The organism is Alkalibacillus sp. S2W (assembly GCF_046764385.1).
GTDB classification, from domain to species: Bacteria; Bacillota; Bacilli; order Bacillales; family Alkalibacillaceae; genus Alkalibacillus; species Alkalibacillus almallahensis.
The window spans coordinates 471,309-484,805 of record NZ_CP177234.1 but is presented as its reverse complement, the minus strand read 5'-3'; the positions used below and the strand labels follow the sequence as shown (position 1 = coordinate 484,805).

The following is a 13,497-nucleotide window of genomic DNA, read 5'->3' as shown; positions in this document are numbered from 1 at the left end:
TTGCTTTATAGTAAGACTATAAGATAAACTAGGTCACGTTGAGGTGAATATCATGATCGTAATGCAATTAGATAATATCGGCAAATCGTTTGGTGCTGATACTATTTTATCGAAAATTAAATTAGAAGTACATCATCGTGACCGAATCGCAATCGTCGGCCGCAATGGAGCAGGAAAATCTACCATACTTCAAATTATGGCAGGCGAATCGTCTTACGATGAAGGGGATATATATAAACCGAAAGATGTCTCAATTGGCTACTTAGCACAACATTCTGGACTCGATTCAACCGAAACCATCTGGAATGAAATGCTTTCAGTTTTCAGTGAAATCGTAAAACTAGAGTATGAATTACGCGAATTAGAGCTGCAAATGGCTAATCCCGAAGGCTTTGACGATGATGAGTCCTATCAGCAATTGTTAGCCACTTATGATCAAAAACAAAACGAATTCCAAGCTATGGGTGGCTTTGACTACGAAGCTGATATCAAGTCCATTTTACAAGGACTGAATTTCGGGACTTTTGACTATCAAACACCGATTAATGACTTAAGTGGCGGACAAAAAACGCGGCTCGCGCTCGGTAAATTGTTACTCGCCAAGCCAGATGTCTTAATCTTAGACGAGCCAACCAACCATTTAGACATTAATACGTTGAACTGGCTTGAAAACTATTTGAATAGTTATGAAGGTGCTGTCGTAATCGTCTCACACGACCGTTACTTCTTAGACCAGACTGTTAATGTGGTATATGAAGTGGCGTTTCAATCGTCTAAGCGCTATAACGGGAATTATAGCTATTATTTACAGAAGCGACAAGAAGACTATGAGTTGCAACTCAAACACTATGAGAAGCAACAAAGTGAAATTAAACGGCTCGAAGATTTCGTCCAGCGTAATATTGCACGCGATTCAACGAGTAAGCGTGCGCAAGCGAGACGGAAACAACTAGAGAAGATGGAGCGGATCGAAAGGCCTGATTTAGACGATGCCTCCGCTAAGTTTAGCTTCGATATTAAACAAAAAAGTGGTAATGACGTGCTTAAGGTCAATCAATTAGAAGCGCGTTACGGAGCAGTCGACGAACCGATTTTTCAAAATGTGACCTTTAATGTAAACCGTGGTGACCGCATTGCGATTGTTGGCCCGAATGGTGTCGGTAAAACGACTTTATTAAAAGCTATTTTAAAACGCATGGAGTTTGTCGATGGTGTGATCCAAGTCGGGACGAACGTCGAATTCGGCTATTATGACCAGGAACAAACGACGCTCAATCGTTCTAAAACGGCCTTAGATGAATTATGGGATGATTATCCGCTGATGAATGAGAAAGATGTTCGGACTGTACTCGGAAACTTCTTATTCACAGGTGAGGAAGTATTAAAAACAGTCAGTATGCTAAGTGGCGGTGAGAAAGCGCGCGTATTATTAGCGAAACTCATGCTTCAACAAGCCAACGTACTGATTATGGACGAGCCGACGAACCACTTAGACTTGGATAGTAAAGAAGTACTGGAATCGGCATTAGCTGATTTCCCTGGCACGATTATATTCGTCTCACACGATCGTTACTTCATCAATCGCATTGCCACACAAGTGCTCGAAATGAATCATCACGGTGTAAAAACGTATCTTGGTGACTATGATTACTATTTAGAGAAGAAACAAGAAGAAGCTGAAATCCAAGCCATGGAAGCAGCTAAACAGGAACAACAGTCTTCTGTGAACACCACGAAATCACAATTCGAGCAAGATAAACAAGTTAAACGTGATCTTAGAAAATTAGAACGTCGGATTGAAACGATTGAGTCCTCCATTCAGGAACATGAACAAATCATTGAAAATGAACAATCACGTATGAACGATCCAGATTTAGCTGGGGATTATTCAACTTTACAAGAGATCAATGATACCATCCAAGAAAATCAACAAGCGATCGATGACCTGATGGAAGAATGGGAAACGCTGCAAGAACAATGGGACATGTACGAATCAAGTCATTAATTTAAACCCGTTCAATCAAGATGAAGTTTTACTTGATCTTAGATTGAACGGGTTTTTTATTTATCAACAGGCAAATTTCTTGATAAACTGGGTTTTCAACAAAGTTATGCACATTATCAACAACTTGTGGGTTATTTATCCACAGAATTATCCACTTGCTCACAGCCTGTTTTGTTCATCTTTAATAAAAAAATTCCACAGCTTTGTGTAAAAGCTGTGGAAGAATTAATCCATCATTAATCCTGGATTGGCATTGAGATCTAACCCTGCAAAATCACCTCGATGATACTGAATCGAAGCGGCCGCTCCAATCATCGCTGCATTATCAGTGCATAAATAAAGCGGTGGAATACATAATTCAATGCCACTACCTTCGAATTTTTCCTGTAATCGTGCTCGTAGTGATTGATTGGCTGATACACCACCAGCAACAATCAATTGCTTCACATTATGTTCTAAGGCTGCTTGATACGTTTTATTAACCAAGACATCAATCACGCTCGCTTGAAAGGATGCCGCGACATTTTCACTGTCAATCGTCTCATTCTTTTGGCGCTTTTGATGGAGCTTATTAATAACCGCTGTTTTCAAACCACTAAAACTAAAATCATAAGATCCTTCTTCTAAATAAGACCGTGGAAACTGATATGTATCCTCTCCTGATTGAGCCAGTTGATCAATTTGAGGTCCACCTGGATAAGGTAGCTCTAACGCTTTTGCCACTTTATCATACGCTTCCCCTGCTGCGTCATCACGAGTCTCACCGATCAATTGATAATCCCCATGGTCATTCATATAAATTAGTTCAGTATGACCTCCGGAAACAACAAGTGATAAAAGTGGAAATTCAAATGGTTGCTCTAATCGATTAGCGTAAATATGACCCGCAATATGGTGGACCCCAATTAATGGCAAGTCATGTGCATAAGCAATCGCTTTCGCTGCATTAACGCCGACTAATAATGCACCAACTAATCCTGGTCCTTGCGTAACAGCTACAGCATCCACATCATCAAATGTAACATCAGCTTCATCCATTGCTTGTTCAAGCACAGCTGTCATTTGTTCAATATGATGTCGTGAAGCCACTTCAGGTACTACCCCACCAAATTTCTGGTGAATATCCATTTGCGTGGCGACCACATTGGATAATAATTCTGTTCCACCTTTAACGACTGCTGCTGCTGTTTCATCACAGCTCGTTTCAATCGCTAATATGATTTCATTTTGTTCAGTCATTGTAAGTTCACCCACATAACATAAGCATCTTCTTGATCTGGATAATATTTTTCACGTCGTCCGACAATTTTTAAGCCAAACTTTTGATACATTTTTTGGGCAACATGATTGGATTGCCTGACTTCTAAAGATAATTCCTCTGCACCTATTTGTTTAGCTAATTTAAGCACTTGGCGAAATAACTTTTCCCCATATCTATGCCCTCGTTCACTCGGCAAAATGGCGATATTGGTTATTTGCGCTGTTTCTAAAACAATCCAAACGCCACAGTAGCCAATGATCCGATCATTTTTCTCTAGTACTAAATAGTATGAAAAGCGATTTTTGACTAAATCGACTTCAAAAGCATCTCGTTTCCAAGGTGAAGTAAACGATGCGCGTTCTACGTCCATAACATCATCTAAATCTGTAATTTCCATTTTACGTACACGTACTTCTGACATGATTTATCGTTCCTTTTGTTTTTCCAACCATTTCGCTTCTGCTTCGACCATGCGATGGTATTGCGGTGCCAGCGCATGAACAGATATGGACTCTTCTGACATGGCTAGATAAGCAAGCATGCTCGCTTTCGGATATTGCAGAACAGGGTCGATCAACCGAACATTTTGACCTAAAGTATCGTAGATTTCGTCTGTAAATTGATGATTTGTTGAACTCGTTATAATCACATCACGATTCGTTTCTTTGAGAACTTTTAACCAATCAGTCATTGCAACATTGCGGTCGGATTGGATTGTTTCAATACCTGTTGTTGTCCGTTCATATAAACCTGCATAGACATTCCTACGACGCGCATCAAAAAAGGGTGCGATGAGCTTGTCTTGATCGGTTACTTGCGCTGCTAATACTTTCAAACTTGATATAGCTACTATAGGGATGTCGAGTGACCATGCTAATGACTTTGCAGATGACATACCAATACGTAGACCTGTATATGAACCAGGTCCTTCTGCAATAGCGATTAGCTGTATATCCTTAGGTTTCAAGTCTGCTTGTTTCATCACATAATCGACTGCCGGCATCACTTGAATCGAATGATTTCGTTTCATATTTATCGTAAGTTCTGCCGCCATTACCCCCTCTTTAAGTACAGCCACACTCATAGGCTGATTTGAGGTGTCAATTGCTAGTACATTCATGATTTGATCTCCTCACATAATCTTTCAAACCGACTACCATATGGTGTTAAAGTGATTAAACGTTTGTCATCACCTGTTTTTTCAATATAAATTCGTAAACGTTCAGATGGTAAAAATTCTTCTATAAATCGTGACCATTCAATCACAGTCACACCTTCACTATCAAAATAATCATCAAATCCAATATCCTCTTCACTATCTTCTAAACGATAAACGTCCATATGAAACAACGGTAAACGCCCACGATACTGTTTCACGATTGTAAACGTTGGACTATTCACCGTTCGCTTCACATCTAAGCCTGATGCTAAACCTTTTGTGAATGTTGTCTTCCCTGCTCCTAAATCACCATCTAGGGTCAAAACATCATTAGCTTGTAGCAGTTGTCCAATTCTTTCTGCCAGTTGTTTTGTCGATTCTTCCGATAACGTTGTAAACTGAAACATTTTAACCACCTATTATTGATGCTCATATCCACTTGACGTAAGGACTTGAGCTTGATTATTTTGATCAAGAAATACTTGAGGCATTGGTGAAGCCATCGAACTCACAGTACCAATTCTTGTTACTGGAATGGAATATGTATCGCATAACTCTTCAAGCATGTCCCATTCCTCATTTGAACAAGTCCCGACTAATTCAAAGTCTTCTCCTGCCGTTAACGCATATTTTAATTGCTTGTCTTTTGATAAATGTTGCATATCTGGATGAACTGGCAAAGTATCTGCTTCAATCGTGATATTAACCTGTGAAGCTTCTGCTAATTCATTTAATTCTGTCGCAAGTCCATCACTAATATCGTTTAAAGCTAAACGAGTTAAGTTTTCGCTTACATATGTAAATGCTAATCTTGGTTTTGGCTTTTTGTGCCGGTTAGTAAAATAATTGGATTGATTAGGATTAGATTGTAGTAAATCAAATCCATAACCAGCTTCACCTAAATAACCCGTGGTAAACACAATATCCTTTGGTTTAGCGTGCTGACGTAATCGTTTTTGGTGGGGTAAAACAGATCCATAAGCCGTAATTGAAATTGTTAATTGGGATCCACCTGTCGTGTCACCACCAATTAAGTCCATATGTGCTTCCTTAGCCAACTCACCCATACCTTCATATAGTAAAGCCATATCTTGAACGTGATAATGAGAAGGAACAGTTAAGCTAACCAAATAATAAAGTGGCTGACTACCCATAGCAATTAAATCACTTATATTGGCTGCTAATACACGATATCCCACTTCATATAACGACATATAATCTAAAGAAAAATGGACATCTTCCACCATAGCATCTGTTACAATCACTAATTCATGACCAAAAGGTGGCTTAATCACTGCTCCATCATCGCCAAACCCTTTAATAACAGATGATTGCCTATAGGAATTTGGTTTAATCGCTTGAAGCCATTCCCGCTCTTTCATACAAATCCCTCGTTCGAATGATTATATACGTATCATAGCAAAAATCGCTCCATAAAGAAAATCTTTTCAGTCTTGATTAATCATAATATAAATGTCATAAAAGACATAAAAAAACCTTGCGATCAACGTCACAAGGTGTAAATGGTCTGAAATAAAATGGCGGTCCGGACGGGACTCGAACCCGCGACCTCCTGCGTGACAGGCAGGCATTCTAACCATCTGAACTACCGGACCATTTTATTGAAAATTTAATTTGGTTGCGGGGGTAGGATTTGAACCTACGACCTCCGGGTTATGAGCCCGACGAGCTACCAGACTGCTCCACCCCGCGATATTGACTGTTAGTCTTCTAAAGAGACCACAGCTTAAAAATGAATCGTTAATCTTTTGCAGATTATACATACATGAAATGTTTCAAGCCCGGCGGCGTCCTACTCTCGCAGGGGAAGAACCCCAACTACCATCGGCGCTAGAGAGCTTAACTGCTGTGTTCGGCATGGGAACAGGTGTGACCTCTCTGCCATAACCACCGGACTTCATTTCTTTGTATGACATTGAAGATGAAGTACCTTCAAAACTAGATAAGATGATACCGTGCAACGTCGACCAGGCGTCTTAACCGTTAGTTAAGTCCTCGATCGATTAGTATCCGTCAGCTCCACGTGTCACCACGCTTCCACCTCGGACCTATCAACCTCATCGTCTCTGAGGGATCTTACTTGCTCGAGGCAATGGGAAATCTCATCTTGAGGGGGGCTTCATGCTTAGATGCTTTCAGCACTTATCCCGACCACACGTAGCTACCCAGCAGTGCTCCTGGTGGAACAACTGGTACACCAGCGGTGTGTCCATCCCGGTCCTCTCGTACTAAGGACAGCTCCTCTCAAATTTCCAACGCCCACGACAGATAGGGACCGAACTGTCTCACGACGTTCTGAACCCAGCTCGCGTACCGCTTTAATGGGCGAACAGCCCAACCCTTGGGACCGACTACAGCCCCAGGATGCGATGAGCCGACATCGAGGTGCCAAACCTCCCCGTCGATGTGGACTCTTGGGGGAGATAAGCCTGTTATCCCCGGGGTAGCTTTTATCCGTTGAGCGACGGCCCTTCCATGCGGAACCGCCGGATCACTAAGCCCGACTTTCGTCCCTGCTCGACTTGTAAGTCTCGCAGTCAAGCTCCCTTCTGCCTTTACACTCTGCGAATGATTTCCAACCATTCTGAGGGAACCTTTGGGCGCCTCCGTTACTCTTTGGGAGGCGACCGCCCCAGTCAAACTGCCCACCTGACACTGTCTCCGAACCGGATCACGGCTCGGGGTTAGAATGTCCGTACAGCCAGGGTGGTATCCCACCGGCGCCTCCGCCGAAGCTTGCGCTCCGGCATCTCAGGCTCCCACCTATCCTGTACAAGCTGTACCAACATTCAATATCAGGCTACAGTAAAGCTCCACGGGGTCTTTCCGTCTTGTCGCGGGTAATGCGCATTTTCACGCATAGTATAATTTCACCGGGTCTCTCGTTGAGACAGTGCCCAAGTCGTTGCACCTTTCGTGCGGGTCGGAACTTACCCGACAAGGAATTTCGCTACCTTAGGACCGTTATAGTTACGGCCGCCGTTTACTGGGGCTTCGGTTCAACGCTTTGTCCCGAAGGACGAACGCATCCCCTTAACCTTCCAGCACCGGGCAGGTGTCAGCCCCTATACTTCGCCTTACGGCTTCGCAGAGACCTGTGTTTTTGATAAACAGTCGCTTGGGCCTTTTCACTGCGGCTCCCTAGGCCGTAGCCTAGATGAGCACCCCTTCTCCCGAGGTTACGGGGTCATTTTGCCGAGTTCCTTAACGAGAGTTCTCCCGATCACCTTAGGATACTCTCCTCGCCTACCTGTGTCGGTTTGCGGTACGGGCACCTCTTTCCTCACTAGAGGCTTTTCTAGGCAGTGTGAAATCCGGGACTTCGGTACTTATGTTCCCTCCCCATCACAGATCATGCGTCCGATGGACGGATTTGCCTATCCATCACACTCTCTGCTTGGGCGTGCACATCCGGTGGCACGCTTCCCTTATCCTCCTGCGTCTCCCCGTCGTTCGAACGGAAAGGAGGTGGTACAGGAATTTCAACCTGTTGGCCATCGCCTACGCCTTTCGGCCTCGGCTTAGGTCCCGACTTACCCTGAGCGGACGAGCCTTCCTCAGGAAACCTTAGGCTTACGGTGAAGAAGATTCTCACTTCTTTTTCGCTACTCATACCGGCATTCTCACTTCTAAGCGCTCCACCAGTCCTCACGGTCTGACTTCTAAGCCCTTAGAACGCTCTCCTACCATTGTCCTGCGGACAATCCGCAGCTTCGGTGATGTGTTTAGCCCCGGTAAATTTTCGGCGCAACGTCACTCGACCAGTGAGCTATTACGCACTCTTTAAATGATAGCTGCTTCTAAGCTAACATCCTGGTTGTCTGAGCAACGTCACATCCTTTCCCACTTAACACATACTTAGGGACCTTAGCTGGCGGTCTGGGCTGTTTCCCTTTCGACTATGAACCTTATCACCCATAGTCTGACTCCCAACGGTAAGTCATTGGCATTCGGAGTTTGACTGAATTCGGTAACCCGATAGGGGCCCCTAGTCCAATCAGTGCTCTACCTCCAAGACTCGCTACGTTGAGGCTAGCCCTAAAGCTATTTCGGAGAGAACCAGCTATCTCTGTGTTCGATTGGCATTTCACCGCTACCCACACCTCATCCCCGCATTTTTCAACATACGTGGGTTCGGGCCTCCAGTCAGTGTTACCTGACCTTCACCCTGGACATGGGTAGATCACACAGTTTCGGGTCTACGATGACGAACTAATGCGCCCTGTTCAGACTCGCTTTCGCTGCGGCTCCAGATCTGCTCTTTAACCTTGCTCGTCCTCGTAACTCGCCGGTTCATTCTACAAAAGGCACGCCGTCACCCATTAACGGGCTTCGACTACTTGTAGGCACACGGTTTCAGGTTCTATTTCACTCCCCTTCCGGGGTGCTTTTCACCTTTCCCTCACGGTACTGGTTCACTATCGGTCACTAGGGAGTATTTAGCCTTGGGAGATGGTCCTCCCGGATTCCGACGGAATAACACGTGTTCCGTCGTACTCAGGATCCACGCCGGAGGATACACCGTTTCGATTACCGGGCTATTACCGTCTCTGGCGAACCGTTCCAGGTTGCTTCATCTACCGTGTATCTTGATCACTCCGTTTGGCGTGTCCTACAACCCCAAGACGCATGCGCCTTGGTTTGGGCTGTTTCCGTTTCGCTCGCCGCTACTCAGGAAATCGCGGCTGCTTTCTCTTCCTTCAGGTACTGAGATGTTTCAGTTCCCTGAGTTGTCTTCCATGACCTATGTATTCAGCCATGGATACGACCCCATTACGGGTCGTGGGTTTCCCCATTCGGACATCCCCGGGTCGACGCTTACTTACTGCTCGCCGAGGCATATCGGTGTTTGTCCCGTCCTTCTTCGACTCCTAGTGCCAAGGCATCCACCGTGCGCCCTTGTTCACTTAACTAACTCTTAACTTCATGGCGAACCATCAAGTTATGCGTGAAAAGACGCTTGTGTCTTTACTTGCTTTTCGATGCTTTGGTATCTCATCTTATCTAGTTTTCAAGGTACTTTTCAAAGGATCATCGATCCTTCAAAACTAAACAAAATAGCACTGTCGCCTCCTATATTCCTTAGAAAGGAGGTGATCCAGCCGCACCTTCCGATACGGCTACCTTGTTACGACTTCACCCCAATCATTGGCCCCACCTTCGGCGGCTGGCTCCGTGAAGGTTACCCCACCGACTTCGGGTGTTGCCAACTCTCGTGGTGTGACGGGCGGTGTGTACAAGGCCTGGGAACGTATTCACCGCGGCATTCTGATCCGCGATTACTAGCGATTCCGGCTTCATGCAGGCGAGTTGCAGCCTACAATCCGAACTGAGAATGGCTTTATGGGATTAGCTTGACCTCGCGGTTTGGCTTCCCTTTGTACCATCCATTGTAGCACGTGTGTAGCCCAGGTCATAAGGGGCATGATGATTTGACGTCATCCCCGCCTTCCTCCGGTTTGTCACCGGCAGTCATCCTAGAGTGCCCAACTGAATGCTGGCAACTAAGATCAGGGGTTGCGCTCGTTACGGGACTTAACCCAACATCTCACGACACGAGCTGACGACAACCATGCACCACCTGTCATTCGGTCCCCGAAGGGAAGACCCAATCTCTTGGGCTGTCCGAAGATGTCAAGACCTGGTAAGGTTCTTCGCGTTGCGTCGAATTAAACCACATGCTCCACCGCTTGTGCAGGCCCCCGTCAATTCCTTTGAGTTTCAGCCTTGCGGCCGTACTCCCCAGGCGGAGTGCTTATTGCGTTAACTGCAGCACTAAGGGTTGGACCCCCTAACACCTAGCACTCAACGTTTACGGCATGGACTACCAGGGTATCTAATCCTGTTCGCTACCCATGCTTTCGCGCCTCAGCGTCAGTTACAGACCAGAGAGCCGCCTTCGCCACTGGTGTTCCTCCACATATCTACGCATTTCACCGCTACACGTGGAATTCCGCTCTCCTCTTCTGTCCTCAAGTTCCCCAGTTTCCAATGGCCCTCCACAGTTGAGCTGTGGCCTTTCACATCAGACTTAAGGAACCGCCTGCGCGCGCTTTACGCCCAATAATTCCGGACAACGCTTGCCCCCTACGTATTACCGCGGCTGCTGGCACGTAGTTAGCCGGGGCTTTCTGGTGAGGTACCGTCAAGGTGCCGCCCTATTCGAACGGCACTTGTTCTTCCCTCACAACAGAGCTTTACGATCCGAAGACCTTCATCGCTCACGCGGCGTTGCACCGTCAGACTTGCGTCCATTGCGGATGATTCCCTACTGCTGCCTCCCGTAGGAGTCTGGGCCGTGTCTCAGTCCCAGTGTGGCCGATCACCCTCTCAGGTCGGCTACGCATCGTCGCCTTGGTGAGCCGTTACCTCACCAACTAACTAATGCGCCGCGGGCCCATCTGTGAGTGATAGCTAGAAGCCATCTTTGATCATCGAACCATGCGGTTCGATGCGTTATCCGGTATTAGCCCCGGTTTCCCGGAGTTATCCCCGTCTCACAGGTAGGTTGCCCACGTGTTACTCACCCGTCCGCCGCTCGTTCCACGAGCGTCCACCCCGAAGGGCTTCAGCTCGCTTCCCGCGCTCGACTTGCATGTATTAGGCACGCCGCCAGCGTTCGTCCTGAGCCAGGATCAAACTCTCGAATTAAAGTGTTTGATTTGGCTTATTGTTGTTTCTTATTTCGTCTCCGCTTTCTTCCTATTAACAAATAAGAAGAAAAACGAATTGACGACAGGCTATTTTGTTTAGTTTTCAAGGTTCGATGTATTTATATGGTGGGCCTGAGTGGACTTGAACCACCGACCTCACGCTTATCAGGCGTGCGCTCTAACCGAACTGAGCTACAGGCCCATATATGGAGCGGGTGATGGGAATCGAACCCACAACATCAGCTTGGAAGGCTGAGGTTTTACCATTAAACTACACCCGCAAGATCTATTATATATAAATGGTGCGCCCGAGAGGAGTCGAACCCCTAGCCTCTTGATCCGTAGTCAAACGCTCTGTCCAATTGAGCTACGGGCGCTTATTGCGACAAACACTATAATATCAAACATAATAAGTGATTGCAAGAATAAAATTAAGTTTGTTAAATGGTGCGGCCGAGAGGATTTGAACCTCCACGGGGAAAACCCCACTAGGCCCTCAACCTAGCGCGTCTGCCGTTCCGCCACGGCCGCAAGTTATAGGCTTAGAAAGTTCAATAGATCCTCTTAGAATGACCTTACCTTTATTCTATAAAATCAATCTATTGATTAAAAGACATAAAAAAAGACTTAATTTGATTTATTGAATTGTAAAAAATGTTGGCTGGGCCAGTAGGATTCGAACCTACGCATGACGGCACCAAAAGCCGTTGCCTTACCGCTTGGCCATGGCCCAACTTAATATAATATGGCGGTCCGGACGGGACTCGAACCCGCGACCTCCTGCGTGACAGGCAGGCATTCTAACCAACTGAACTACCGGACCAAGTGACCCGTACGGGATTCGAACCCGTGTTACTGCCGTGAAAGGGCAGTGTCTTAACCACTTGACCAACGGGCCATTTTAATGGCGGAGAAGGAGGGATTTGAACCCTCGCGCCGCTTACGCGACCTGCACCCTTAGCAGGGGTGTCCCTTCAGCCACTTGGGTACTTCTCCATGGCTCCAGCGGCAGGATTCGAACCTGCGACCAATCGGTTAACAGCCGATTGCTCTACCTCTGAGCTACGCTGGAATATTTTCAAAGTGTTAATTGGCTCAATGCAGAAATTATTATAAATTGTTTCGCCATCCATGTAAAGTGTTTTTTTACATTTTATTTCGTTTTCAATGATGCTTTCTCATGATGTAAAACGCTGACGTTTTTCAGCGACATTTAGTATCATATAACATCTTTATTTTCCTGTCAATTAGTTCAATAGAAATTAGTTTATTTTTGGGCAAACTTTTTCATCGTTCTTTTGACAGCTTTCATAATGTATCATTTAACTAAAATGATTGTCAATCACCTGAAACCAATTCTTTAATACGACCTCCACACTTACTACAACGATATTTTTGTGTATTAATACGTCTTTTGCGCTTAAAGATCAATTCGCAATTTGTACATTTATATTGTAATCGCTGCTTACTTACTTCTGATGGAAGTTGTTCACAAAAGCGTGGGGAATCTGTTTGTTTCATTAGCTCACGGAATTCGTGACTACGATGATGAAATGGTTTGACTTCAATATGTAGATGATAATGGCAATTATATGATAAATATAGGTTTTAACTACTTGTTGGGTTTTAATTATAAACAAATCTGCTTTACACAAGAGTTTTGTTGCATTCTTCGTTTCTTTATTTGGTTTTAACTTATTATTTACCTCTTTTTTTTATTTCCTTTAACCATTCATTCGGGTCTTTACTTTCACCTTCTATATCACTATGCTTAACATCAAATTCATCATCCGATTTAATAAAACACATAAACTCACTTCCATAAGAAGTGACACTTATATCCTCTAATTTATGCCTTACATCTTGTTCCCAAAAGGTTGGTGTATTTATTAACCCTAACGATACAAGCTTGTCGTCAATTCTTTCAGTTATGGGTTCGTTATTATTTAGTGGATACTCACTAATATGTCGGAATTTATCAGCAATTACAAAGAATCTCTTAATATCCACATAACGAAGGCTTCTTAAAGTATCAAAATGCGTTAAGATTACAGATTCTTCGGTCTCTTCCTCAATAAAAACATTTGTAACTCCATTAAATATGAAATTGATTTTCGCATCTTCGTGTTCTTCAATCAAATCCCCTAATACTATGGGAAAAATCCTTTCACTAAAAAACTCAACAGATAGTTTGCTGATTCCTAGATATTGGTTTATAACCTCTAACTTCTTCTTATGTTGTTCTACTCTACTTTCTAAACGTCTCATTTTTATTGCTTGTAGAGTGTTCCCAATATAAGGTGTCAGTTCAGCACTAGTTTGAAATAAATCTATTAAAGGTCTATCCACTTTTTCCTTCAACCAATTAAACTCCATAAAAGTCATCCCCTTTATACTT

General features: G+C 44.6%; 8 protein-coding genes, 11 tRNA genes and 3 rRNA genes. 1 reads left to right on the top strand and 21 read right to left on the bottom strand.

Annotated features, from left to right (window positions below):
* Positions 1–52 precede the first annotated feature (52 nt).
* On the top strand, positions 53–2,005 hold the full coding sequence (locus ACKXGF_RS02695) for an ATP-binding cassette domain-containing protein (protein WP_411954747.1): 1,953 nt from the start codon (positions 53–55) through the stop codon (positions 2,003–2,005).
* 225 nt (positions 2,006–2,230) lie between these two features.
* On the opposite strand, the gene tsaD is transcribed toward ACKXGF_RS02695, so the two are convergent.
* The 21 genes from tsaD to ACKXGF_RS02590 form a co-directional block, all read right to left on the bottom strand.
* On the bottom strand, positions 2,231–3,244 hold the full coding sequence (tsaD, locus tag ACKXGF_RS02690) for a tRNA (adenosine(37)-N6)-threonylcarbamoyltransferase complex transferase subunit TsaD (RefSeq protein WP_411954746.1): 1,014 nt from the start codon (positions 3,242–3,244) through the stop codon (positions 2,231–2,233).
* Positions 3,241–3,687, bottom strand: a complete 447-nt coding sequence (gene rimI, locus ACKXGF_RS02685; protein WP_411954745.1) for a ribosomal protein S18-alanine N-acetyltransferase — start codon at positions 3,685–3,687, stop codon at positions 3,241–3,243. Before rimI ends, tsaD begins: the two co-directional genes overlap by 4 nt.
* Positions 3,688–3,690: 3 nt before the next feature.
* Positions 3,691–4,386: a tRNA (adenosine(37)-N6)-threonylcarbamoyltransferase complex dimerization subunit type 1 TsaB gene (gene tsaB, locus ACKXGF_RS02680; protein WP_411954744.1), complete on the bottom strand. Its 696-nt coding sequence runs from the start codon at positions 4,384–4,386 to the stop codon at positions 3,691–3,693.
* Positions 4,383–4,832: a tRNA (adenosine(37)-N6)-threonylcarbamoyltransferase complex ATPase subunit type 1 TsaE gene (gene tsaE / locus ACKXGF_RS02675; RefSeq protein ID WP_411954743.1), complete on the bottom strand. Its 450-nt coding sequence runs from the start codon at positions 4,830–4,832 to the stop codon at positions 4,383–4,385. The genes tsaB and tsaE overlap by 4 nt, the downstream gene beginning before the upstream one ends.
* Before the next feature lie 12 nt (positions 4,833–4,844).
* Positions 4,845–5,807 carry a thiamine-phosphate kinase gene (gene thiL / locus ACKXGF_RS02670; RefSeq protein WP_411954742.1) on the bottom strand — a complete coding sequence of 321 codons (963 nt, stop codon included), beginning with the start codon at positions 5,805–5,807 and terminating at the stop codon, positions 4,845–4,847.
* Between the two features lie 157 nt (positions 5,808–5,964).
* A tRNA-Asp gene (locus ACKXGF_RS02665) sits at positions 5,965–6,041 on the bottom strand.
* 20 nt (positions 6,042–6,061) lie between these two features.
* Positions 6,062–6,138 (bottom strand) — tRNA-Met (locus ACKXGF_RS02660).
* Between the two features lie 87 nt (positions 6,139–6,225).
* Positions 6,226–6,341 (bottom strand): 5S ribosomal RNA (rrf, locus tag ACKXGF_RS02655).
* Positions 6,342–6,429: 88 nt separating this feature from the next.
* Positions 6,430–9,359, bottom strand: a 23S ribosomal RNA gene (locus tag ACKXGF_RS02650).
* Between the two features lie 173 nt (positions 9,360–9,532).
* Positions 9,533–11,097, bottom strand: a 16S ribosomal RNA gene (locus ACKXGF_RS02645).
* The 16S, 23S and 5S rRNA genes sit together here with 11 tRNA genes alongside, the layout of an rRNA operon.
* Before the next feature lie 126 nt (positions 11,098–11,223).
* Positions 11,224–11,301 (bottom strand) — tRNA-Ile (locus tag ACKXGF_RS02640).
* 5 nt (positions 11,302–11,306) lie between these two features.
* Positions 11,307–11,380, bottom strand: a tRNA-Gly gene (locus tag ACKXGF_RS02635).
* Positions 11,381–11,399: 19 nt separating this feature from the next.
* Positions 11,400–11,476, bottom strand: a tRNA-Arg gene (locus ACKXGF_RS02630).
* Between the two features lie 68 nt (positions 11,477–11,544).
* A tRNA-Leu gene (locus ACKXGF_RS02625) sits at positions 11,545–11,630 on the bottom strand.
* A 127-nt stretch (positions 11,631–11,757) separates the two neighbouring features.
* Positions 11,758–11,832, bottom strand: a tRNA-Gln gene (locus tag ACKXGF_RS02620).
* Positions 11,833–11,845: 13 nt separating this feature from the next.
* A tRNA-Asp gene (locus tag ACKXGF_RS02615) sits at positions 11,846–11,922 on the bottom strand.
* A 3-nt stretch (positions 11,923–11,925) separates the two neighbouring features.
* Positions 11,926–11,997 (bottom strand) — tRNA-Glu (locus tag ACKXGF_RS02610).
* Between the two features lie 7 nt (positions 11,998–12,004).
* A tRNA-Ser gene (locus ACKXGF_RS02605) sits at positions 12,005–12,095 on the bottom strand.
* 1 nt (position 12,096) lies between these two features.
* Positions 12,097–12,171: transfer RNA gene (locus tag ACKXGF_RS02600), tRNA-Asn, on the bottom strand.
* A 266-nt stretch (positions 12,172–12,437) separates the two neighbouring features.
* Positions 12,438–12,620: a zinc ribbon domain-containing protein gene (locus ACKXGF_RS02595; protein WP_411954741.1), complete on the bottom strand. Its 183-nt coding sequence runs from the start codon at positions 12,618–12,620 to the stop codon at positions 12,438–12,440.
* A 177-nt stretch (positions 12,621–12,797) separates the two neighbouring features.
* Complete coding sequence (locus tag ACKXGF_RS02590; protein ID WP_411954740.1) at positions 12,798–13,475, bottom strand: hypothetical protein; 678 nt, start codon at positions 13,473–13,475, stop codon at positions 12,798–12,800.
* Positions 13,476–13,497: the final 22 nt, after the last annotated feature.